A 19,534-nucleotide genomic window follows, 5' to 3' on the forward strand; every position below is an offset into this window, starting at 1 on the left:
GACGGCGTTGAGCGTGGCCAGATTCTGTGCAAGCCGGGTTCGGTCAAGCCGCACAAGAAGTTCATGGCAGAAGCCTACATCCTGACGAAGGAAGAGGGTGGCCGTCATACGCCGTTCTTCACCAACTACCGTCCGCAGTTCTACTTCCGCACGACCGACGTGACCGGCATCGTAACGCTGCCTGAGGGCACCGAGATGGTCATGCCGGGCGACAACGTCACGGTATCGGTCGAGCTGATCGTTCCGATCGCGATGGAAGAAAAGCTGCGCTTCGCCATCCGCGAAGGCGGCCGCACCGTCGGCGCCGGTATCGTCGCGTCGATCGTCGAGTAATTAGCGGCTGGGCCACCTGGCCCAAGGAAAGGATAGGGACGCCGATCTCGGTGTCCCTCTCGATCTTTGAAACCGGTGGCCCGCTAACGTAACTGAAGGTAAGCCGTGTCCCTAAGTGGTGACACGCGGATAACAGACACAAGGATAAAGTCGAATGAACGGCCAGAATATCCGCATCCGCCTGAAGGCGTTCGATCACCGGATTCTCGATGCCTCCACGCGCGAGATCGTATCGACGGCTAAGCGCACCGGTGCAAGCGTCCGGGGCCCCGTTCCGCTTCCGACCCGCATCGAGAAGTTTACGGTCAACCGGTCCCCGCACATCGACAAGAAGAGCCGCGAACAGTTCGAGATGCGCACGCATAAGCGCCTTCTCGATATCGTTGACCCGACCCCGCAGACGGTAGACGCGCTGATGAAGCTCGATCTCGCCGCCGGTGTCGATGTTGAGATCAAGCTCTGAGACCTCGGGTCTTCGGGCTGAGTGAGAAGGATTGAACCGATGCGTTCAGGTGTGATTGCACAGAAGGTGGGAATGACCCGCGTCTATAACGACGCCGGCGAGCATGTCCCGGTAACGGTACTGCGTATGGAAGGCTGCCAGGTCGTAGCCACGCGCACTGTCGAAAAGAATGGCTATACCGCAGTTCAGCTCGGTGCCGGCCAGGCGAAGGTGAAGAACACGTCGAAGGCGATGCGCGGCAACTTTGCCATTGCCAATGTCGAGCCGAAGGCCAAGCTGACGGAATTCCGCGTGTCGGAAGATCAGCTGCTTGAGGTCGGCACTGAGATCAAGGCGGGTCACTTTGCAGCCGGTCAGCTCGTCGACGTGACGGGCACCACGATCGGTAAGGGTTTTGCCGGCGCCATGAAGCGCCACGGTTTCGGCGGTCTGCGTGCCACGCACGGTGTGTCGGTGTCTCACCGTTCGCACGGTTCGACCGGCTCGCGCCAGGATCCGGGCAAGGTTTTCAAGAACAAGAAGATGGCTGGTCACATGGGCCAGACGCGCGTCACGACGCAGAACCTGGAAGTGGTTTCGACCGACGAAGATCGTGGTCTGATCCTGATCAAGGGTGCTGTTCCTGGTTCCAAGGGTGCTTGGATCATCGTGCGCGACGCCGTCAAGTCGGCCGCGAAGTAAGGGAGCCAGATCAATGGAATTCAACGTCAAGACCCTCGAGGGAAAAGACGCCGGGAAGGTTTCCCTTTCGGACGCGATTTTCGGCCTCGAGCCCCGTGAAGACATTCTCGCCCGCGTCATTCGCTGGCAGCTTGCCAAGAAGCAGCAGGGCACGCACAAGGCTAAGGGCCGCGCGGAAGTTTCGCGCACCGGCGCCAAGATGTACAAGCAGAAGGGTACGGGCCGCGCCCGCCACCATTCGGCTCGCGCTCCGCAGTTCCGCGGCGGCGGTAAGGCTCACGGCCCGGTCGTCCGCAGCCACGAGCACGATCTTCCGAAGAAGGTTCGTGCACTCGGCCTTCGCCACGCCCTTTCGGCCAAGATCAAGGCCGATGACGTCATCGTCATCGACAACCTGGTTGCCGCTGAAGCCAAGACCAAGTCGCTCGCGTCTGTTTTCGAGACGCTCGGCCTGACCAACGCCCTCTTCATCGGCGGCGCAGAGCTTGACGGCAACTTCAAGCTCGCAGCTCAGAACATCCCGAACATCGATGTTCTGCCGATCCAGGGCATCAACGTTTACGACATCGTGCGCCGCGGCAAGCTCGTGCTTTCCAAGGCTGCGGTTGAAGCGCTAGAGGAGCGATTCAAGTGACCGATCTTCGCCACTACGATGTGATCGTCTCTCCGGCGATCACCGAAAAGTCCACGCTGGTATCCGAAAACAACCAGGTTGTTTTCAATGTCGCCAAGCAGGCGACGAAGCCGGAAATCAAGGCTGCGGTCGAGGCGCTGTTCGGCGTCAAGGTCACGGCTGTCAACACTCTGCTGCGCAAAGGCAAGACCAAGCGGTTCCGCGGTTTCGTCGGCAAGCAGAAGGACGTGAAGAAGGCTGTTGTGACGCTGGCTGAAGGCCAGACGATCGACGTCTCCACCGGTCTCTGAGGTATAAGAAAATGGCATTGAAAACTTTCAATCCGATCACCCCGAGCCAGCGCCAGCTGGTCATCGTCGACCGTTCGGCCCTCTACAAGGGCAAGCCGGTCAAGGCGCTGACGGAAGGTCTGACCAAGAGCGGCGGTCGTAACAACCTCGGCCGCATCACCGCCCGCTTCATCGGCGGCGGTCACAAGCGCACCTATCGTCTGATCGACTTCAAGCGTCGCAAGTTCGACGTCGAAGGCACGGTCGAGCGTATCGAATACGATCCGAACCGCACGGCTTTCATCGCGCTGGTGAACTATGCTGACGGCGAGAAGGCTTATATTCTCGCTCCTCAGCGTCTCGCTGCCGGTGACAAGGTCATCGCTTCCGAGAAGGCTGTCGACGTCAAGCCCGGCAACACCATGCCGCTGCAGTTCATCCCGGTCGGCTCCATCATCCACAATGTGGAAATGAAGCCGGGCAAGGGTGGTCAGATCGCTCGCTCCGCCGGTGGCTACGCACAGCTCGTCGGCCGCGACCAGGGCATGGCGATCCTTCGCTTGAACTCCGGTGAACAGCGTCTCGTTCATGGCTCCTGCCTTGCTTCGATCGGCGCGGTCTCCAACCCTGATCACGCCAACATCAACGACGGCAAGGCCGGTCGTACCGTTTGGCGCGGCAAGCGTCCGCATAACCGCGGTGTCGTCATGAACCCGGTCGACCATCCGCACGGCGGTGGTGAAGGCCGCACCTCCGGTGGTCGCCATCCGGTGACACCGTGGGGCAAGCCGACCAAGGGCAAGCGCACCCGGTCGAACAAGTCGACCGACAAGATGATCATGCGCTCGCGTCATCAGCGTAAGAAATAAGAGAGGAAGTCTCCAATGGCTCGTTCAGTATGGAAAGGTCCGTTCGTTGACGGCTATCTTCTCAAGAAGGCTGAGAAGGTTCGTGAAGGCGGTCGTAGTGAAGTGATCAAGATCTGGAGCCGTCGCTCCACGATCCTGCCGCAGTTCGTCGGTCTCACCTTCGGCGTCTACAACGGCAGCAAGCATATCCCGGTCAGCGTCAATGAAGACATGGTCGGCCACAAATTCGGTGAATTCTCTCCGACCCGCACCTACTACGGTCACGGCGCGGACAAGAAGGCGAAGAGGAAGTAACAATGGGCAAGGCAAAAGCCGAACGCCGGCTGAAGGACAACGAGGCGCAAGCAGTCGCCCGCACGCTCCGCGTCAGCCCCCAGAAGCTCAACCTGGTTGCTGCGGCTATCCGCGGCAAGAAGGTCGAGCGCGCACTCGCTGAGCTGGAGTTCTCCCGCAAGCGCATCGCAGGCGCCGTCAAGAAGACGCTCGAATCTGCGATCGCCAATGCCGAGAACAACCACGATCTCGACGTCGACTCGCTGGTTGTCGCCGAGGCCTATGTCGGCAAGTCGATCGTCATGAAGCGTTTCCACGCTCGTGGCCGCGGTCGCGCGTCGCGCATCGAAAAGCCCTTCGCGCACCTGACGATCGTCGTTCGTGAAGTGCAGGCAGCAGAGGAGGCCGCATAATGGGTCAGAAAATCAATCCAATCGGTTTCCGTCTCGGCATTAACCGTACCTGGGATAGCCGCTGGTTTGCGGACAATGCCGAGTACGGTCAGCTGCTGCACGAAGACCTGAAGATGCGTAAGTTCGTCATGAGCGAACTGAAGCAGGCCGGGATCTCCAAGGTGGTCATCGAGCGTCCGCACAAGAAGTGCCGCGTCACGATCCACTCGGCACGTCCGGGCCTGATCATCGGCCGCAAGGGCGCTGACATCGACAAGCTTCGCAAGAAGCTGTCGGAGATGACCAATTCGGAAACGCACCTCAACATCGTCGAAGTGCGCAAGCCCGAAGTCGATGCGACGCTGGTCGCTCAGTCGATCGCCCAGCAGCTCGAGCGTCGCGTGGCTTTCCGTCGCGCCATGAAGCGCGCCGTTCAGTCCGCGATGCGTCTTGGCGCCGAAGGCATCAAGATCACCTGCGCCGGCCGTCTCGGTGGCGCTGAAATCGCCCGTACGGAATGGTACCGCGAAGGTCGTGTGCCGTTGCACACGCTGCGCGCCGACATCGACTACGGCACGGCTGAAGCAGAAACCGCGTTCGGCATCTGCGGCATCAAGGTCTGGATCTTCAAGGGCGAAATCCTTGAGCATGATCCGATGGCTTCCGAGCGCCGCGCGATGGAAGGTGACGCCCAGGGTCCGGCAAGCCGTGATCGTGACCGCGACAGAGACCGTCGCCGCGACAACGCTTGATAGCGCGCGTGGCAGAGAAGTTCGGAGAATAAGAAAATGTTGCAGCCAAAGCGTACCAAGTACCGCAAGCAGTTCAAGGGCCGCATCAAGGGCGTCGCCAAGGGCGGTTCTGACCTGGCATTCGGCGAATTCGGCCTGAAGGCACAGGAACCCAACCGCGTCAACGCGCGCGAGATCGAAGCGGCCCGCCGCGCGATCACGCGTTATATGAAGCGCGCCGGCCGTGTATGGATCCGCGTGTTCCCGGACGTTCCGGTAACCAAAAAGCCGACCGAAGTCCGTATGGGTAAGGGTAAGGGCTCCGTTGAATACTGGGCATGCAAGGTCAAGCCTGGCCGTATGATGTTCGAGATCGACGGTGTCAGCGAAGAAATCGCCCGTGAGGCGCTTCGCCTCGGCTCTGCCAAGCTCTCGGTCAAGACGCGCTTCGTTCAGCGCATTGCAGAGTAAGGGATTGAGCTCATGAAAGCCTCAGACGTTCGCGGTTTCACCGCCGACCAACTCAAGGACGAGCTTGCCAAGCTGAAGAAGGAGCAGTTCAACCTGCGCTTCCAGAAGGCGACCGGCCAGCTCGAAAAGTCCTCGCGCATCAACGAAGTCCGCAAGGACATCGCCCGCGTGAAAACCATTGCCCGCCAGAAGGCGGCAGAAGTTAAGGCCTAAAGGAAGAAAAATATGCCGAAGCGCATCCTGCAGGGCGTCGTCGTTGGCGACAAGAACGAGAAGACGGTAGTGGTTCGTGTCGAGCGTCGTTTCGCTCACCCGCTGCTCCAGAAGACCGTTCGTCGTTCCAAGAAGTACAAGGCCCACGACGAGAACAATCAGTACAAGATTGGCGATACCGTATCCATCGAGGAATGCGCGCCGATCTCTAAGGACAAGCGCTGGACGGTGATTTCCGCCCAGGGCAAGTAACAGAATTTTGCGCGAGGCCTTGCGTCTCGCCGAAATATCTGTATGAAGCAGCGTCAGAACGCTCGAATGCCGGGCGTTCTTTTGCTTTGAGCGCACGGAAGGTCCCGTTCGGGAAACCACCCTGGCACGATCGATCCCGCGCTATTCAGCTATTGCCGCGTCTGTGCTGCCGTCATGGCAGCTCGGCCGGCGAAAATTTTCATAAGCCGGAGTAGGGGGCTAGCCCAACCATTCCGGTAAACCAAGAAGGCGACCTGATATGATTCAGATGCAAACAAACCTCGACGTCGCGGATAATTCCGGCGCACGTCGTGTCATGTGCATCAAGGTGCTGGGCGGCTCGAAGCGCAAGTATGCCTCGATCGGCGACGTCATCGTCGTTTCGATCAAGGAAGCGATCCCGCGCGGCCGTGTGAAGAAGGGTGACGTGATGAAGGCGGTTGTCGTTCGCACCGCTAAGGACATCCGTCGTCCGGATGGCTCCGTCATCCGCTTCGACACCAACGCAGCAGTCCTCATCGACAACAAGAAAGAGCCGATCGGCACCCGTATCTTCGGACCGGTTCCGCGCGAACTTCGCGCCAAGAACCACATGAAGATCATCTCGCTGGCTCCCGAAGTACTGTAAGGAGCGAAGCGATGCAGAAGATTCGTAAGGGCGACAAGGTCGTCATGCTCGCTGGCAAGGACAAGGGCCGTACCGGCGAAGTTGTCCAGGTCATGCCGAAGGAAGATCGTGCCGTTGTTCGTGGCGTCAACGTCGTCAAGCGCCACCAGCGCCAGACGCAGACCCAGGAAGCCGGCATCATCAACAAGGAAGCCCCGGTTCACCTGTCCAACGTTGCAATCATCGACAAGGACGGCAAGCCGACCCGCGTCGGTTTCAAGGTTGTTGACGGCAAGAAGGTCCGTGTGGCCAAGCGTTCTGGAGAAGTGATCGATGGCTGAGGCAAAATATGAGCCGCGGCTCAAGAAGGAATATGTCGAGCGCATCCGCAAGGCGATGCAGGAGCAGTTCTCCTACGCCAACGAGATGATGATCCCGAAGCTCGACAAGATCGTGATCAACATGGGTGTCGGCGAAGCGACCGCTGACTCGAAGAAGCCGACGGTAGCTGCCGCCGACCTCGCAGCGATCGCCGGCCAGAAGCCGGTCATCACCCGCGCACGTAACTCTATCGCAGGCTTCAAGGTCCGCGAACAGATGCCGATCGGCGCGAAGGTCACCCTGCGCGGCGCCCGCATGTACGAGTTCATGGACCGTCTCGTGAACATCGCGCTCCCGCGCGTTCGCGACTTCCGCGGCCTGAACCCGAAAAGCTTTGACGGCCGTGGCAACTTCGCCATGGGCATCAAGGAGCACATTGTGTTCCCTGAGATCAACTACGACAAGGTTGATCAGATGTGGGGCATGGACATCATCGTTTGCACGACGGCGACGACCGACGACGAAGCACGGGCTCTTCTGAAAGAGTTCAGCTTCCCGTTCCGTCAATAACCGTAACGACGAGCGTAGAAAAGGAACCTGACATGGCGAAGACAAGCGCAGTTGAAAAGAACAAGCGCCGCCGTACTACGGTCGCTAACCAGGCCGCTAAGCGGGCTGGGTTGAAGGCGATCATCATGAACCAGGCTCTTCCGATCGAAGAGCGGTTCAAGGCCTCGATCAAGCTGGCATCCCTGCCGCGTGATGGATCGAAGACCCGTATTCGCAACCGCTGCGAAGTTTCGGGGCGTCCGCGCGCATATTACCGCAAACTGCGCATGTCGCGTATTGCGCTGCGTGAACTCGGCAATCTCGGCAAGGTGCCGGGTATCGTCAAGTCGAGCTGGTAAGGAGCAGGTTACATGACAATGACTGATCCGTTGGGCGATATGCTCACTCGCATCCGTAACGGCGCTTCCCGCCGCAAGTCGTCGGTCTCGACGCCTGCTTCGAAGCTCCGTGCACGTGTTCTCGATGTTCTGCAGTCCGAAGGCTACATCCGTGGCTATTCCGTTGTCGATTTCGGCAATGGCAAGTCGGAACTCAGCATCGAGCTGAAATATTATGAAGGCGCATCGGTGATCCGTGAGATCGGCCGTGTGTCCAAGCCGGGCCGCCGGGTTTATGTCTCGGTCAAGTCCATTCCGCAGGTCGCGAACGGTCTCGGCATCACCATCCTTTCGACTCCGAAGGGTGTGATGGCCGATCACCAGGCTCGCGAACAGAACGTTGGTGGCGAGGTTCTTTGCTCGGTCTTCTAAGATCGGGCATGGATCTCCATAGCGAACAGACAGGATTGAAACATGTCTCGTATCGGTAAAAAGCCCGTTCAGGTGCCTGCTGGGATCACGGCTACGGTCGATGGCCAGAAGGTGACTGCAAAGGGCCCGAAGGGCGAGCTGTTTTTCGTTGCTAACGACGAAATCAGCCTCAAGCTTGAAAATAACGCCGTCGTCGTGACGCCGGTGAACCAGACCAAGGATGCGCGCTCAAAGTGGGGCATGTCCCGCACGATGATCGAAGGCATCTTCAAGGGCGTCAAGGACGGTTTCGAGCGCAAGCTTGAAATCAACGGCGTCGGTTACCGCGCCGCCATGCAGGGCAAGAACCTGCAGCTGGCCCTCGGTTTCAGCCATGACGTGATCTACGAGCCGCCGGTCGGTATCTCGATCGTTGTTCCGAAGCCGACGGAAATCGTCGTCAGCGGCATCAACAAGCAGCAGGTCGGTCAGGTTGCCGCCGAAATCCGCGAATATCGCGGTCCCGAGCCCTACAAGGGCAAGGGCGTCAAGTACGCTGACGAGCGGATCGTCCGCAAAGAAGGCAAGAAGAAGTAAGGATCACGCGAAATGGCTAGCAGGAAAGAAGCACTTGCACGTCGTGCCAACCGCGTGCGCCGTCATCTCAAGTCGGTGGCCAACGGCCGTCCGCGCCTGTCGGTTCATCGCTCCTCGAAGAACATCTACGCCCAGGTCATCGATGACGTGGCCGGCAAGACGCTTGCGTCTGCCTCCACCCTCGAGAAGGATCTGCGCGGTTCTCTGAAGACCGGTGCCGATACCGCCGCCGCTACCGTTGTGGGCAAGCTCCTCGCAGAGCGCGCCTCCAAGGCCGGTGTTACGGAAGTCGTGTTCGACCGTGGCGCCTTCATCTATCACGGCCGCATCAAGGCTCTCGCCGAAGCGGCCCGCGAAGGCGGTCTCACCTTCTGATCAGTTTCCGGCCGGACGCCTCAAGCGCCGGCCGGATTTTCGCCGGACCGCAGGCACTCTCCGAAAGGGGAGGCTGATGCGGTCCACATTTGTTTGCCGATTGCACCCGGAAAAGAAAAAGGAAGAGGACAATGGCACAGGAAAGAAGGCCGCAGCGGGACGACCGCCAGAGCCGTGAAGAGCGCGATAGCGAATTCGTCGACAAGCTTGTCGCGATCAACCGCGTCGCCAAGGTCGTCAAGGGCGGCCGTCGTTTCGGTTTCGCAGCACTCGTCGTCGTCGGCGACCAGAAGGGCCGCGTTGGCTTCGGCCATGGCAAGGCACGTGAAGTGCCGGAAGCCATCCGCAAGGCAACCGAAGCCGCCAAGCGCGAACTGATCTTCGTACCGCTGCGTGACGGCCGTACGCTGCATCACGACGTTCACGGCCGCCACGGCGCCGGCAAGGTTCTGCTGCGCTCGGCCAAGGTTGGTACCGGCATCATCGCCGGCGGCCCGATGCGCGCCGTATTCGAGACGCTCGGCATGCACGACGTCGTCGCCAAGTCGACCGGTTCGTCGAACCCCTACAACATGGTTCGCGCCACCTTCGACGCTCTGAAGCACCAGGTTCACCCGAAGGACATCGCAGCTCAGCGCGGCATCAAGTATGCAACGCTGCAGGCTCGTCGTGGCGCCTCCGGCAACGCCTCTGAAGAATAAGAGGAGTTTGACAGATGGCCAAGGCTACCAAGAAGGCTGAAGCGAAGACTGTCACGATCGAACAGATCGGCAGCCCGATTCGCCGTCCGGATGTCCAGCAGCGCACGCTGATCGGTCTCGGACTGAACAAGATGCACCGTCGCCGCACGCTGGAGGATACTCCTTCGGTTCGTGGCATGATCCGTGCTGTCCAGCATCTCGTTCGCGTCGTCGACGAGAAGTGAGACGGAGGAAACGCTCATGAAACTCAATGAAATCAAGGACAACGAAGGCTCGACCCACAGCCGCAAGCGCCTCGGCCGCGGTATCGGCTCGGGCTCGGGCAAAACAGGTGGTCGCGGCGTAAAGGGTCAGAAGTCCCGTTCGGGCGTTGCCATCAACGGCTTCGAAGGCGGCCAGATGCCGATCTATCGTCGCCTGCCGAAGCGCGGCTTCAACAACATTTTCGCTTCCGATTTTGTTGTCGTGTCGCTGGCCCGTATCCAGACGGCGATCGACGCCGGCAAGCTCGATGCCAAGACGACCGTTGACGCGGCTGCCCTCAAGGCAGCCGGTGTCATCCGCCGCGTCAAGGACGGCGTTCGCGTTCTCGCCGACGGCGAGATCAAGGCCAAGATCACCATCGTCGTTGCAGGCGCCTCCAAGCCTGCCGTCGAGAAGATCGAAAAGGCCGGCGGCACCGTGACGCTGCTTTCGGCTCCGGCTGCAGCCGAATAATAAACTGATGATATATCGCCCGGGGTGCTTCACACCGGGCGATTTTGCTCCCATATGTGGGCCTCACAAAAACTTGGCTGGCGCGCCCGCGTCATGCCGGTAAGACTCGAAAACAAGGGTGAGGCATGGGGTTGCGTTGCAATCCGTCCTGAGCCCGGTTTTGAATAATTTCATACTGATTCCGGGTCCGGCCTGTCCCCCAGAGACGCCGGAATTGGTAGCGCGGAGAAACGCATGGCTTCTGCAGCGGAACAATTGGCATCCAACCTCAATTTTTCGACCTTCGCCAAAGCCGAGGATTTGAAGAAGCGCTTGTGGTTCACACTGGCAGCTCTCCTCGTCTACCGACTCGCTACGCATATTCCGCTTCCGGGTCTCAATCCCGAAGCCTATGCCCAGGCTTTCCGCGGCCAGGCAGGCGGCATTCTCGGCCTTTTCAACATGTTTTCGGGCGGCGCCGTTGAGCGCATGGCAATCTTCGCGCTCGGCATCATGCCCTATATCTCTGCCTCGATCATCGTGCAGCTGATGACCTCGGTCGTGCCGGCGCTCGAAAACCTCAAGAAGGAAGGCGAGCAGGGCCGTAAGATCATCAATCAATATACCCGCTACGGTACCGTTATCCTCGGCGCGCTGCAGGCCTATGGCATTGCCGCCGGCCTTGAGAGCGGCCAGGGCTTGGTCGTCGATCCGGGCTGGTTCTTCCGCGTCTCCACCGTTCTGACGCTGCTCGGCGGCACGATGTTCCTGATGTGGCTCGGCGAGCAGATCACCTCCCGCGGCATCGGCAACGGCATCTCGCTGATCATCTTCGCCGGCATCGCCGCCGGCCTTCCCACAGCCCTTGCTGGAACGCTCGAACTCGGCCGCACCGGCGCGCTGTCGACCCCGCTGATTCTGCTCGTGATCATCGTCGCGATCGCCGTCATTGCCATCATCGTCTTTGTCGAGCGCGCCCAGCGCCGGCTGCTGATCCAGTATCCGAAGCGCCAGGTCGGCAACCGGATGTTCCAGGGCGATACGTCCCACCTGCCGTTGAAACTCAACACATCAGGTGTCATTCCGGCAATCTTCGCATCGTCGCTGCTGCTTCTACCGGCAACGATTGCGGGCTTTGCCAGCACCACGGCAATGCCCTCCTGGGCGACATCGATCGTCGCGGCCCTCGGTCATGGCCAGCCACTCTATATGGTGCTCTATGCGGCGCTGATCGCGTTCTTCGCCTTTTTCTATACGGCCATCGTCTTCAATCCGAAGGACACGGCTGACAATCTGAAGAAGCATGGTGGCTTCATTCCCGGCATCCGTCCGGGCGACCGCACCGCCGAATATATCGACTACGTGCTGACCCGAATCACGGTGATCGGCGCGCTCTATCTCGTCTTCGTCTGCATCCTTCCGGAGATATTGGTGTCGCAAACCGGCATTCCATTAGCCCTTGGTGGGACTTCGCTTTTGATCGTGGTTAGCGTAACTCTTGATACGGTTGCACAGATCCAGGGTCACCTGATCGCGCAGCAATACGAAGGCCTGATCAAGAAATCGAAGTTGCGTGGAGGAAAGAGGGGGCGATGAGACTTATCCTTTTGGGGCCGCCGGGCGCGGGTAAGGGAACCCAGGCCCAGCGGATCGTGGAAAAGCACGGCATTCCGCAGCTTTCCACGGGGGACATGCTGCGTGCAGCGGTTAACGCCGGCACCGATGTCGGCAAGCGCGCTAAGGCGGTCATGGACGCCGGCAAGCTCGTCTCGGATGAGATCGTTATCGCCATCGTTTCCGAGCGTATCGATCAACCCGATTGCGCCAACGGCTTCATCCTCGACGGCTTCCCCAGGACGCTCGTCCAGGCGGACGCCACCGAGGCGATGCTGAAGGCGAAGGGTCTCGACCTTTCGGTCGTCATCGAATTCCGTGTCAATGACGACGAGCTGGTTCGTCGCGTTGCCGGTCGCTACTCCTGTGCACAGTGCGGCAGCGTCTATCACGATACCGATAAGGTTCCGGCTGCCGAGGGTGTGTGCGACAAGTGCGGTTCCACCCACTTCAAGCGCCGTCCTGATGACACTCCGGAGACCATGACGGCTCGGCTGCAGGTTTACTACAAGGAGACCTCACCGCTGATCGGCTATTACCATGCCAAGGGCAAACTCAAGTCCGTGGACGGCATGGCAGAGATTGATCAGGTGACCGCCGAGGTCGAAAGCATTCTTTCCAAGCTTTAAGGCTTTGAAAATAAACTTGGCGGAACGGTTGCTTTTCAGCAGTGATTCCGCTAAACACCGCGCCAACTCGCGACATTCCATGCGATCGGCGCGGATTTCCCAGGGAAGTCCGGGTGCGGTCGTTTTGACATGTTACGGACGTAAATCTGAACGGGCGGTTCTCAAGAGCCGCATAACGAAGCCCACTTGCCGGATGGCAACTGGAATGCAAGGAGAACAGGCGTGGCACGTATCGCTGGCGTCAACATCCCGACTGCGAAGCGCGTTGTTATTGCGCTGACCTACATTCACGGGATCGGTCCGAAATTCGCACAGGAAATCGTCGAGAAGGTCGGTATCCCGGCTGAACGTCGTGTGCATCAGCTGACGGACGCAGAAGTCCTTCAGATCCGCGAAGCCATCGACCGCGACTATCAGGTCGAAGGCGATCTTCGTCGCGATACTGCGATGAACATCAAGCGCCTGATGGACCTCGGCTGCTATCGCGGCCTGCGTCATCGCCGCGGCCTTCCGGTCCGCGGTCAGCGCACGCATACCAATGCCCGCACCCGCAAGGGCCCGGCAAAGGCAATCGCTGGCAAGAAGAAGTAATTTCCGGGAAACCGGGGTGGGGAGGCTGGCGGTCTGCGCCGGCCTCTTTTGAGTTTGGAGCGGGACCATATAGGCGCCGTTCCGGTGTAGCCGCTGGCATTACGGCGGTGAAGAGATCAACGAAAGGAATACCATGGCTAAGGAAGCCGTCCGCGTTCGCCGTCGCGAGCGCAAGAACATCTCGTCGGGTGTCGCTCACGTCAACTCGACCTTCAACAACACGATGATCACCATCACCGATGCGCAGGGCAATGCGATCGCCTGGTCGTCGGCTGGCGCCAAGGGCTTCAAGGGCTCGCGCAAGTCGACCCCGTTTGCTGCCCAGATCGCTGCCGAAGACTGCGCCAAGAAGGCCCAGGAGCACGGCATGAAGTCGCTGGAAGTCGAAGTTTGCGGTCCGGGTTCGGGTCGTGAATCGGCTCTGCGCGCGCTCCAGGCTGCAGGTTTCATGATCACGTCCATCCGCGACGTGACCCCGATCCCGCACAATGGCTGCCGTCCGCGCAAGAAGCGCCGCGTCTGATCATCGCTCTCGTCACCGGTGAGCGCCTTCGCGCTCCCGGTGGTTTTCAAGCTCGGTTGCCACGATTGGATGGTGGCAACGAACGGAAGGCAAACTCATGATTCAGAAGAACTGGCAGGAACTGATCAAGCCGAACAAGGTGGAGTTCTCTTCGAGCTCGCGCACCAGGGCGACGCTTGTTGCCGAACCGCTGGAGCGCGGCTTCGGCCTCACTCTCGGCAACGCGCTTCGCCGCGTTCTGCTCTCCTCGCTGCGCGGTGCTGCCGTCACGGCGGTGCAGATCGATGGCGTGCTGCATGAATTCTCCTCGATTCCGGGCGTCCGCGAAGACGTGACGGACATCGTGCTCAACATCAAGGAAATCGCCATCAAGATGGATGGCGACGATGCGAAACGCATGGTCGTGCGGAAGCAGGGCCCTGGCGTTGTCACGGCTGGCGACATTCAGACGGTCGGCGATATCGAAATCCTCAACCCCGAGCATGTCATCTGCACGCTCGACGAGGGTGCCGAGATCCGCATGGAATTCACCGTCAACAACGGCAAGGGCTATGTTCCGGCCGAACGCAATCGTGCGGAAGATGCTCCGATCGGTCTCATCCCGGTCGACAGCCTCTATTCGCCGGTCAAGAAGGTGTCCTACAAGGTTGAAAATACCCGCGAAGGACAGGTTCTCGACTACGACAAGCTGAACATGACCATCGAAACCGATGGCTCGATCACCGGCGAAGACGCCGTCGCTTTTGCGGCGCGCATTCTCCAGGATCAGCTTGGCGTCTTCGTCAACTTCGACGAGCCGCAGAAGGAAACCGAAGAGGAAGCAGTCACCGAACTCGCTTTCAACCCGGCTCTCCTCAAGAAGGTGGACGAACTCGAACTGTCGGTCCGTTCGGCAAACTGCCTGAAGAACGACAACATCGTCTACATCGGCGACCTCATTCAGAAGACCGAAGCAGAAATGCTCCGCACACCGAATTTTGGTCGCAAGTCGCTGAACGAAATCAAGGAAGTTCTCGCTTCCATGGGCCTGCACCTCGGCATGGAAGTGCCGGCATGGCCGCCCGAGAACATCGAAGATCTCGCCAAGCGTTACGAAGATCAATACTGAAAAAACAAAAGGCAGGCTCTTTCGGCTGCCTTTCCCCGTCAAACAGCAGGCCGATCGCCTGCATGTGCCAGGAAACGGCAGGCCCACTTAGCGTAAGGGCACCTGCATTAAAGGAGAATAGCAATGCGCCATGGTAAAGCCGGCCGCAAGCTGAATAGAACTGCAAGCCACCGCAAGGCGATGTTCGCCAACATGGCGGCTTCGCTGATTACCCACGAGCAGATCGTCACGACCCTGCCGAAGGCCAAGGAAATCCGTCCGATCGTCGAGAAGCTCGTCACGCTCGGTAAGCGCGGCGACCTGCACGCTCGCCGTCAGGCGATCTCACAGATTCGCGATGCCGCTGTCGTCGCGAAGCTGTTCGACACGATCGCAACGCGTTACGCCACCCGCAACGGCGGCTACCTGCGCATCATGAAGGCCGGCTTCCGCCAGGGCGACAATGCCGCCATGGCTGTGATCGAATTCGTGGATCGCGATGCCTATGCCAAGGGCGCAGCCGACAAGGCCCGCGTCGCTGCAGAAGAGCAGGCCGTCGCCGCTTAAATCTTCCGCTCCGGCGGAAACAAAACAGCCGGGCTGCAAAGCCCGGCTGTTTTTGTTTGTGATATAGTGACGGGACCGGTCCATTGCGCAAAATCATTCAAGCTCGCTCTCCGCAGTTCCTTCGTCTCGCCGCCCTGTTTCTCGTCATCGTTCTCGGGCTGGCACTCCGCAGGTTTGGCTATGCGGCCGATCTGCCTTTCATCGTCGTCAAATATGGTGGATCGGCACTCTGGGGAGCGATGGTCTATCTGCTCGTGGCGCTCGTTGCCGCAAGGTCACGGCCAGCAGCAATTGCTGTCCCAGCGCTACTCATAGCGATTTCAGTGGAATTGTTCCGGCTCTATCACACGCCCTGGCTCGACGCGTTTCGGCTGACCACGGCAGGCGCCCTGCTGCTTGGCCGGATCTTTTCGCTTTGGAACATGCTGGCTTATGGAATCGGCATAGCCGCGGCCTGCGCCTTCGATCCGGCACTCTGGACTGCGCTGCGTCCTTGTCGCTAAACCTGCCGTCTCACGAGGCCGACGCCACCGCGCGATTGCGCGTCCGCCCTTTGCCCCTCTGCCTGTTGCGTGCGATCGGCCGGTAGGAGCGGTAGAGGATGAGCGCGATGATCAGCCCGACATAGATATATTGCTCGAGGTCGAGGATCTTGGTCGAGAGCGCGAAGTGCAGCGCCCCGCAGGCGGCGATGATATAGACGAGCCGATGCAGCCAGATCCAGTTCTTGCCGAGGCGGCGGATCGAGAGATTGTTGGATGTCAGCGCCAGCGGAATGAGCATTGCAAGGGCTGCCATGCCGAACATGATGAAGGGGCGCTTCAGCACGTCGTTGATGACGGCGGCAATATCCATCGCCTGGTCGAGCACCATGTAAACGGTGAAATGCATCAGCGCGTAATAAAAGGTCAGCAGGCCAAGCGCGCGCCGATAGCGCAGATAGTTCCAGCCGAAGAGCTCACGGGCAGGGGAAACGGCAAGTGTTGCGATCAGGAAACGGATCGTCCATATGCCGAGGAAAAGTTCGAAGGTCTTGACCGGATCGGCGCCGAGCTGATCGGTCGCGCCGAGATAGAAAGTCCAGGCTGCGGGCACGAGCCCGACGACATAAAGCAGCCAGACGGAGGCGGGCAGCCAGCGCTTCGGGATGGCGAGCGACAGTTCCGCCATCAGAAATTCGCCTTCAGATCCATGCCGGCATAAAGGCTTGCCACCTCGTCGGCATAACCGTTGAAGGGCAGGGTGGGATGGCGGCTCGCGCCGAAGAAGCCGCTTTCGCCGATGCGCCGTTCGGTCGCCTGGCTCCAGCGCGGATGGTCGACCGCTGGATTGACGTTGGCATAGAAGCCGTATTCCTGCGGATTGGTGACCTGCCAGGTATTCTTCGGTTGCTGGTCGGTGAGTGTGATCCTGACGATCGACTTGATACCCTTGAAACCGTATTTCCACGGCACGACGAGGCGGATCGGCGCGCCGTTCTGGTTCGGCAGCGTTTCGCCATAGAGCCCGACGGCCAGCAGCGTCAGCGGATGGCGCGCCTCGTCGAGGCGCAGACCCTCGACATAGGGCCAGTCAAGCGACTGGAAGAAGCCCTTCTGACCCGGCATCTCCTCCGGCCGCACGACGGTTTCGAAGGCGACGTACTTGGCGCTGCCGAGTGGCTCGACTTTGTCGAGCAGCGATGCCAGCGGAAAGCCGTCCCACGGGATGACCATCGACCACGCCTCGACGCAGCGCATCCGGTAGGTGCGCTCCTCGATCGGGAATTCCTTCATCAGCGCCTCGAGGTCGAAGGTGCCTGGCTTGTTGACCATGCCGTCGACCTTGATCGTCCAGGGCAGCGGCTTGAAATCGCCGGAAAGAGCTGCGGGATCGCCCTTGTCGAGGCCGAACTCATAGAAATTATTGTAGGTCGTGACGTCCTTGATCGGCGTCGCCTTCTCATCGACCTTGTATTTACTCTCAACGGCGGAGAGGGCCGCAGCGCTCGCCTTGCCGGCGCTGTAGAGCCCCATGGCGCCAAGCGCTGCCGCGCCGAGAAATTCACGACGGCGCACATAGATCTGGCGCGGCGTGATCTCCGATGACGCGATCTTCGGTGGGCGATAGGTTGGCATGTCGAAACCTCCTCGGCGGATATCCTGAAATATAGCCCTTAAACGAACCGCCGGCATGTCTAGATTAGTGTCTAAGCCTTGAATATTGCTGACGGGAAGCCAATTTTTTGTGTTCGGTCGTGATGGAATAGGCTGTAACAAAACGTCGCGTCGAAACGTATATGATCGATGGGTCTCATGGCGCTTCCGCCCGGCGTACCGGATTTGGGCTTCCCGGTAGTGACAGCCCCCGTCGATTGGATTAGGACAATTCCAAAAAGCAGCGTTTGCCCGACCCGCAGCCTCCATGCCGCCCGGCTTCGCCTGATAATTCCGACACGTTGAGGAAGACACCGATGCCAGTTTACCGTTCCAGAACCACGACCCATGGCCGCAACATGGCGGGCGCCCGCGGCCTTTGGCGCGCCACGGGCATGAAGGATTCGGATTTCGGCAAGCCGATCATCGCGGTGGTGAATTCCTTCACCCAGTTCGTGCCCGGCCATGTGCACCTGAAGGACCTTGGCCAGCTCGTTGCCCGCGAGATCGAGGCGGCCGGCGGTGTTGCAAAGGAATTCAACACGATCGCCGTCGATGACGGCATCGCCATGGGTCATGACGGCATGCTCTATTCGCTGCCCTCGCGGGAACTCATTGCCGACAGCGTCGAATACATGGTCAATGCCCATTGCGCCGACGCCATGGTCTGCATCTCCAACTGCGACAAGATCACTCCCGGAATGCTGATGGCGTCGCTGCGCCTCAATATCCCGACGGTCTTCGTCTCGGGCGGTCCGATGGAGGCCGGCAAGGTCGTGATGCACGGCAAGACGCATGCACTCGACCTCGTCGACGCCATGGTTGCCGCAGCCGATGACAAGATCAGCGACGAGGACGTCCAGACCATCGAACGCTCGGCCTGTCCGACCTGTGGTTCCTGCTCCGGCATGTTCACTGCCAATTCGATGAACTGCCTGACGGAAGCCCTCGGCCTGTCGCTGCCCGGCAACGGCTCGACGCTTGCCACCCATCTCGACCGCAAGCGCCTCTTCGTCGAGGCCGGCCATCTGATCGTCGATCTCGCCCGCCGTTATTACGAGCAGGATGACGTCAAGGCGCTGCCGCGCACCATTGCCTCCAAGCAGGCCTTCGAGAATGCTATGACGCTCGACATCGCCATGGGCGGTTCCACCAATACGGTCCTGCACATTCTTGCCGCCGCCCATGAAGGCGAGATCGATTTCACCATGGCCGATATCGACGCGCTGTCGCGCCGGGTGCCGTGCCTGTCGAAGGTCGCACCCGCCAAGAGCGATGTGCATATGGAAGACGTCCATCGCGCCGGCGGCATCATGTCGATCCTCGGCGAACTCGACAAGGGCGGTCTCTTGAACCGCGATTGCCCGACGGTCCATGCCGAGACGCTGGGCGATGCGATCGATCGCTGGGATATCACCCGCACCAACAGCGAAACCGTTCGCAACTTTTATCGTGCCGCTCCCGGTGGCATCCCGACCCAGGTCGCCTTCAGCCAGGAAGCCCGTTGGGACGATCTCGACACCGATCGTGAGAACGGCGTCATCCGCTCGGTCGAGCATCCCTTCTCCAAGGATGGCGGCCTTGCCGTGCTCAAGGGCAACCTTGCGATCGACGGCTGCATCGTCAAGACCGCCGGCGTCGATGAATCGATCCTGAAATTCTCCGGCCCCGCCCGCGTCTTCGAAAGTCAGGATGCGTCGGTCAAGGCGATCCTTGCCAACGAGGTCAAGGCCGGCGACGTCGTCGTCATCCGCTACGAAGGCCCGAAGGGCGGCCCGGGCATGCAGGAAATGCTGTATCCGACGAGCTATCTGAAGTCGAAGGGCCTCGGCAAGGCCTGCGCGCTGATCACCGACGGCCGCTTCTCCGGCGGCACCTCCGGCCTCTCGATCGGCCATGCCTCGCCGGAAGCGGCAAATGGCGGCACGATCGGCCTGGTGCGCGAAGGCGACATGATCGACATCGACATCCCCAACCGCACCATCAGCCTGCGTGTCAGCGAGACCGAACTTGCCGCCCGCCGCGCCGAACAGGACGCCAAGGGCTGGTATCCCACAGAAGTCCGCAAGCGCAACGTCACGACCGCGCTGAAGGCCTACGCGGCCTTCGCAACGAGCGCCGATCGAGGCGCCGTGCGGGATCTGAACGCGCGGTAGGTCATCGCACCTCCGACCCGCTGATTAGGAGTCAGCTGCTCTACCGACCGGTCGCT

General features: G+C 60.1%; 31 protein-coding genes and 1 pseudogene. 30 read left to right on the forward strand and 2 right to left on the reverse strand.

Going from position 1 to position 19,534, the window contains the following annotated elements:
* From tuf to G9X67_RS26930, 29 genes and pseudogenes are all read left to right on the forward strand, one after another.
* Window positions 1-333 (forward strand): annotated as a pseudogene (tuf, locus tag G9X67_RS26790) (elongation factor Tu); the annotation flags it as partial.
* A 154-nt stretch (window positions 334-487) separates the two neighbouring features.
* On the forward strand, window positions 488-796 hold the full coding sequence (gene rpsJ, locus G9X67_RS26795) for a 30S ribosomal protein S10 (protein WP_003547547.1): 309 nt from the start codon (window positions 488-490) through the stop codon (window positions 794-796).
* A gap of 39 nt (window positions 797-835) precedes the next feature.
* Window positions 836-1,477, forward strand: a complete 642-nt coding sequence (gene rplC, locus G9X67_RS26800; protein WP_003547548.1) for a 50S ribosomal protein L3 — start codon at window positions 836-838, stop codon at window positions 1,475-1,477.
* A 13-nt stretch (window positions 1,478-1,490) separates the two neighbouring features.
* Window positions 1,491-2,111, forward strand: coding sequence for a 50S ribosomal protein L4 (rplD, locus tag G9X67_RS26805; RefSeq protein WP_003547549.1), 621 nt, complete (start codon window positions 1,491-1,493; stop codon window positions 2,109-2,111).
* Window positions 2,108-2,401, forward strand: a complete 294-nt coding sequence (locus G9X67_RS26810; RefSeq protein ID WP_003547550.1) for a 50S ribosomal protein L23 — start codon at window positions 2,108-2,110, stop codon at window positions 2,399-2,401. The genes rplD and G9X67_RS26810 overlap by 4 nt, the downstream gene beginning before the upstream one ends.
* An 11-nt stretch (window positions 2,402-2,412) precedes the next feature.
* Window positions 2,413-3,249, forward strand: coding sequence for a 50S ribosomal protein L2 (rplB, locus tag G9X67_RS26815; protein WP_003547551.1), 837 nt, complete (start codon window positions 2,413-2,415; stop codon window positions 3,247-3,249).
* Between the two features lie 15 nt (window positions 3,250-3,264).
* Window positions 3,265-3,543 carry a 30S ribosomal protein S19 gene (gene rpsS, locus G9X67_RS26820; RefSeq protein WP_003547552.1) on the forward strand — a complete coding sequence of 93 codons (279 nt, stop codon included), beginning with the start codon at window positions 3,265-3,267 and terminating at the stop codon, window positions 3,541-3,543.
* A 2-nt stretch (window positions 3,544-3,545) separates the two neighbouring features.
* Complete coding sequence (gene rplV, locus G9X67_RS26825; RefSeq protein ID WP_003547553.1) at window positions 3,546-3,935, forward strand: 50S ribosomal protein L22; 390 nt, start codon at window positions 3,546-3,548, stop codon at window positions 3,933-3,935.
* Window positions 3,935-4,666: a 30S ribosomal protein S3 gene (rpsC, locus tag G9X67_RS26830; RefSeq protein ID WP_003547554.1), complete on the forward strand. Its 732-nt coding sequence runs from the start codon at window positions 3,935-3,937 to the stop codon at window positions 4,664-4,666. The genes rplV and rpsC overlap by 1 nt, the downstream gene beginning before the upstream one ends.
* A 36-nt stretch (window positions 4,667-4,702) precedes the next feature.
* Window positions 4,703-5,116: a 50S ribosomal protein L16 gene (gene rplP / locus G9X67_RS26835; RefSeq protein WP_003547555.1), complete on the forward strand. Its 414-nt coding sequence runs from the start codon at window positions 4,703-4,705 to the stop codon at window positions 5,114-5,116.
* Between the two features lie 12 nt (window positions 5,117-5,128).
* A complete protein-coding gene (gene rpmC, locus G9X67_RS26840; protein WP_003547556.1) occupies window positions 5,129-5,329 on the forward strand; it encodes a 50S ribosomal protein L29 in 201 nt (66 codons plus the stop codon).
* Between the two features lie 12 nt (window positions 5,330-5,341).
* Complete coding sequence (gene rpsQ, locus G9X67_RS26845; RefSeq protein WP_003547557.1) at window positions 5,342-5,581, forward strand: 30S ribosomal protein S17; 240 nt, start codon at window positions 5,342-5,344, stop codon at window positions 5,579-5,581.
* A gap of 259 nt (window positions 5,582-5,840) precedes the next feature.
* On the forward strand, window positions 5,841-6,209 hold the full coding sequence (gene rplN / locus G9X67_RS26850) for a 50S ribosomal protein L14 (RefSeq protein ID WP_003573790.1): 369 nt from the start codon (window positions 5,841-5,843) through the stop codon (window positions 6,207-6,209).
* 11 nt (window positions 6,210-6,220) lie between these two features.
* Window positions 6,221-6,529, forward strand: a complete 309-nt coding sequence (gene rplX, locus G9X67_RS26855; RefSeq protein WP_003547559.1) for a 50S ribosomal protein L24 — start codon at window positions 6,221-6,223, stop codon at window positions 6,527-6,529.
* A complete protein-coding gene (rplE, locus tag G9X67_RS26860) occupies window positions 6,522-7,079 on the forward strand; it encodes a 50S ribosomal protein L5 (RefSeq protein WP_018067987.1) in 558 nt (185 codons plus the stop codon). Before rplX ends, rplE begins: the two co-directional genes overlap by 8 nt.
* Before the next feature lie 32 nt (window positions 7,080-7,111).
* Window positions 7,112-7,417: a 30S ribosomal protein S14 gene (rpsN, locus tag G9X67_RS26865; protein ID WP_003547561.1), complete on the forward strand. Its 306-nt coding sequence runs from the start codon at window positions 7,112-7,114 to the stop codon at window positions 7,415-7,417.
* A gap of 12 nt (window positions 7,418-7,429) precedes the next feature.
* Complete coding sequence (gene rpsH / locus G9X67_RS26870; RefSeq protein WP_003547562.1) at window positions 7,430-7,828, forward strand: 30S ribosomal protein S8; 399 nt, start codon at window positions 7,430-7,432, stop codon at window positions 7,826-7,828.
* Between the two features lie 42 nt (window positions 7,829-7,870).
* Window positions 7,871-8,404, forward strand: coding sequence for a 50S ribosomal protein L6 (gene rplF, locus G9X67_RS26875; RefSeq protein WP_003547563.1), 534 nt, complete (start codon window positions 7,871-7,873; stop codon window positions 8,402-8,404).
* Between the two features lie 12 nt (window positions 8,405-8,416).
* Window positions 8,417-8,779 (forward strand): 50S ribosomal protein L18, encoded by a 363-nt coding sequence (rplR, locus tag G9X67_RS26880; RefSeq protein ID WP_003547564.1) that lies wholly within the window; start codon window positions 8,417-8,419, stop codon window positions 8,777-8,779.
* 131 nt (window positions 8,780-8,910) lie between these two features.
* Complete coding sequence (rpsE, locus tag G9X67_RS26885) at window positions 8,911-9,480, forward strand: 30S ribosomal protein S5 (protein ID WP_017963908.1); 570 nt, start codon at window positions 8,911-8,913, stop codon at window positions 9,478-9,480.
* 14 nt (window positions 9,481-9,494) lie between these two features.
* A complete protein-coding gene (rpmD, locus tag G9X67_RS26890) occupies window positions 9,495-9,704 on the forward strand; it encodes a 50S ribosomal protein L30 (RefSeq protein ID WP_003547566.1) in 210 nt (69 codons plus the stop codon).
* A gap of 16 nt (window positions 9,705-9,720) precedes the next feature.
* On the forward strand, window positions 9,721-10,197 hold the full coding sequence (gene rplO / locus G9X67_RS26895) for a 50S ribosomal protein L15 (RefSeq protein WP_003547567.1): 477 nt from the start codon (window positions 9,721-9,723) through the stop codon (window positions 10,195-10,197).
* Between the two features lie 234 nt (window positions 10,198-10,431).
* Window positions 10,432-11,772 (forward strand): preprotein translocase subunit SecY, encoded by a 1,341-nt coding sequence (secY, locus tag G9X67_RS26900; RefSeq protein WP_171600098.1) that lies wholly within the window; start codon window positions 10,432-10,434, stop codon window positions 11,770-11,772.
* Complete coding sequence (locus G9X67_RS26905; RefSeq protein WP_011651424.1) at window positions 11,769-12,419, forward strand: adenylate kinase; 651 nt, start codon at window positions 11,769-11,771, stop codon at window positions 12,417-12,419. Before secY ends, G9X67_RS26905 begins: the two co-directional genes overlap by 4 nt.
* 222 nt (window positions 12,420-12,641) lie before the next feature.
* Window positions 12,642-13,010 (forward strand): 30S ribosomal protein S13, encoded by a 369-nt coding sequence (gene rpsM, locus G9X67_RS26910; protein ID WP_003573772.1) that lies wholly within the window; start codon window positions 12,642-12,644, stop codon window positions 13,008-13,010.
* Between the two features lie 133 nt (window positions 13,011-13,143).
* Complete coding sequence (rpsK, locus tag G9X67_RS26915) at window positions 13,144-13,533, forward strand: 30S ribosomal protein S11 (protein WP_003547577.1); 390 nt, start codon at window positions 13,144-13,146, stop codon at window positions 13,531-13,533.
* Window positions 13,534-13,630: 97 nt separating this feature from the next.
* Window positions 13,631-14,641, forward strand: coding sequence for a DNA-directed RNA polymerase subunit alpha (locus G9X67_RS26920; RefSeq protein ID WP_003547579.1), 1,011 nt, complete (start codon window positions 13,631-13,633; stop codon window positions 14,639-14,641).
* A gap of 123 nt (window positions 14,642-14,764) precedes the next feature.
* Window positions 14,765-15,187, forward strand: coding sequence for a 50S ribosomal protein L17 (rplQ, locus tag G9X67_RS26925; protein WP_003547581.1), 423 nt, complete (start codon window positions 14,765-14,767; stop codon window positions 15,185-15,187).
* Window positions 15,188-15,270: 83 nt separating this feature from the next.
* Window positions 15,271-15,690, forward strand: a complete 420-nt coding sequence (locus G9X67_RS26930) for a DUF2809 domain-containing protein (RefSeq protein ID WP_171600099.1) — start codon at window positions 15,271-15,273, stop codon at window positions 15,688-15,690.
* Window positions 15,691-15,700: 10 nt separating this feature from the next.
* Here G9X67_RS26930 and msrQ read toward each other — a convergent pair whose 3' ends face one another.
* Both msrQ and msrP read right to left on the reverse strand, forming a co-directional pair.
* Entirely contained in the window at window positions 15,701-16,357 is a 657-nt protein-coding gene (gene msrQ / locus G9X67_RS26935) for a protein-methionine-sulfoxide reductase heme-binding subunit MsrQ (RefSeq protein ID WP_171600100.1), read from the reverse strand.
* Complete coding sequence (msrP, locus tag G9X67_RS26940) at window positions 16,357-17,304, reverse strand: protein-methionine-sulfoxide reductase catalytic subunit MsrP (RefSeq protein WP_171600101.1); 948 nt, start codon at window positions 17,302-17,304, stop codon at window positions 16,357-16,359. The genes msrQ and msrP overlap by 1 nt, the downstream gene beginning before the upstream one ends.
* Window positions 17,305-17,639: 335 nt before the next feature.
* On the opposite strand from msrP, the gene ilvD reads away from it, so the two are divergent.
* A complete protein-coding gene (gene ilvD, locus G9X67_RS26945; protein WP_164045907.1) occupies window positions 17,640-19,478 on the forward strand; it encodes a dihydroxy-acid dehydratase in 1,839 nt (612 codons plus the stop codon).
* Window positions 19,479-19,534: the final 56 nt, after the last annotated feature.

It is taken from the genome of Rhizobium sp. WYCCWR 11152 (assembly GCF_013087615.1).
Classification (GTDB): domain Bacteria; phylum Pseudomonadota; class Alphaproteobacteria; order Rhizobiales; family Rhizobiaceae; genus Rhizobium; species Rhizobium indicum.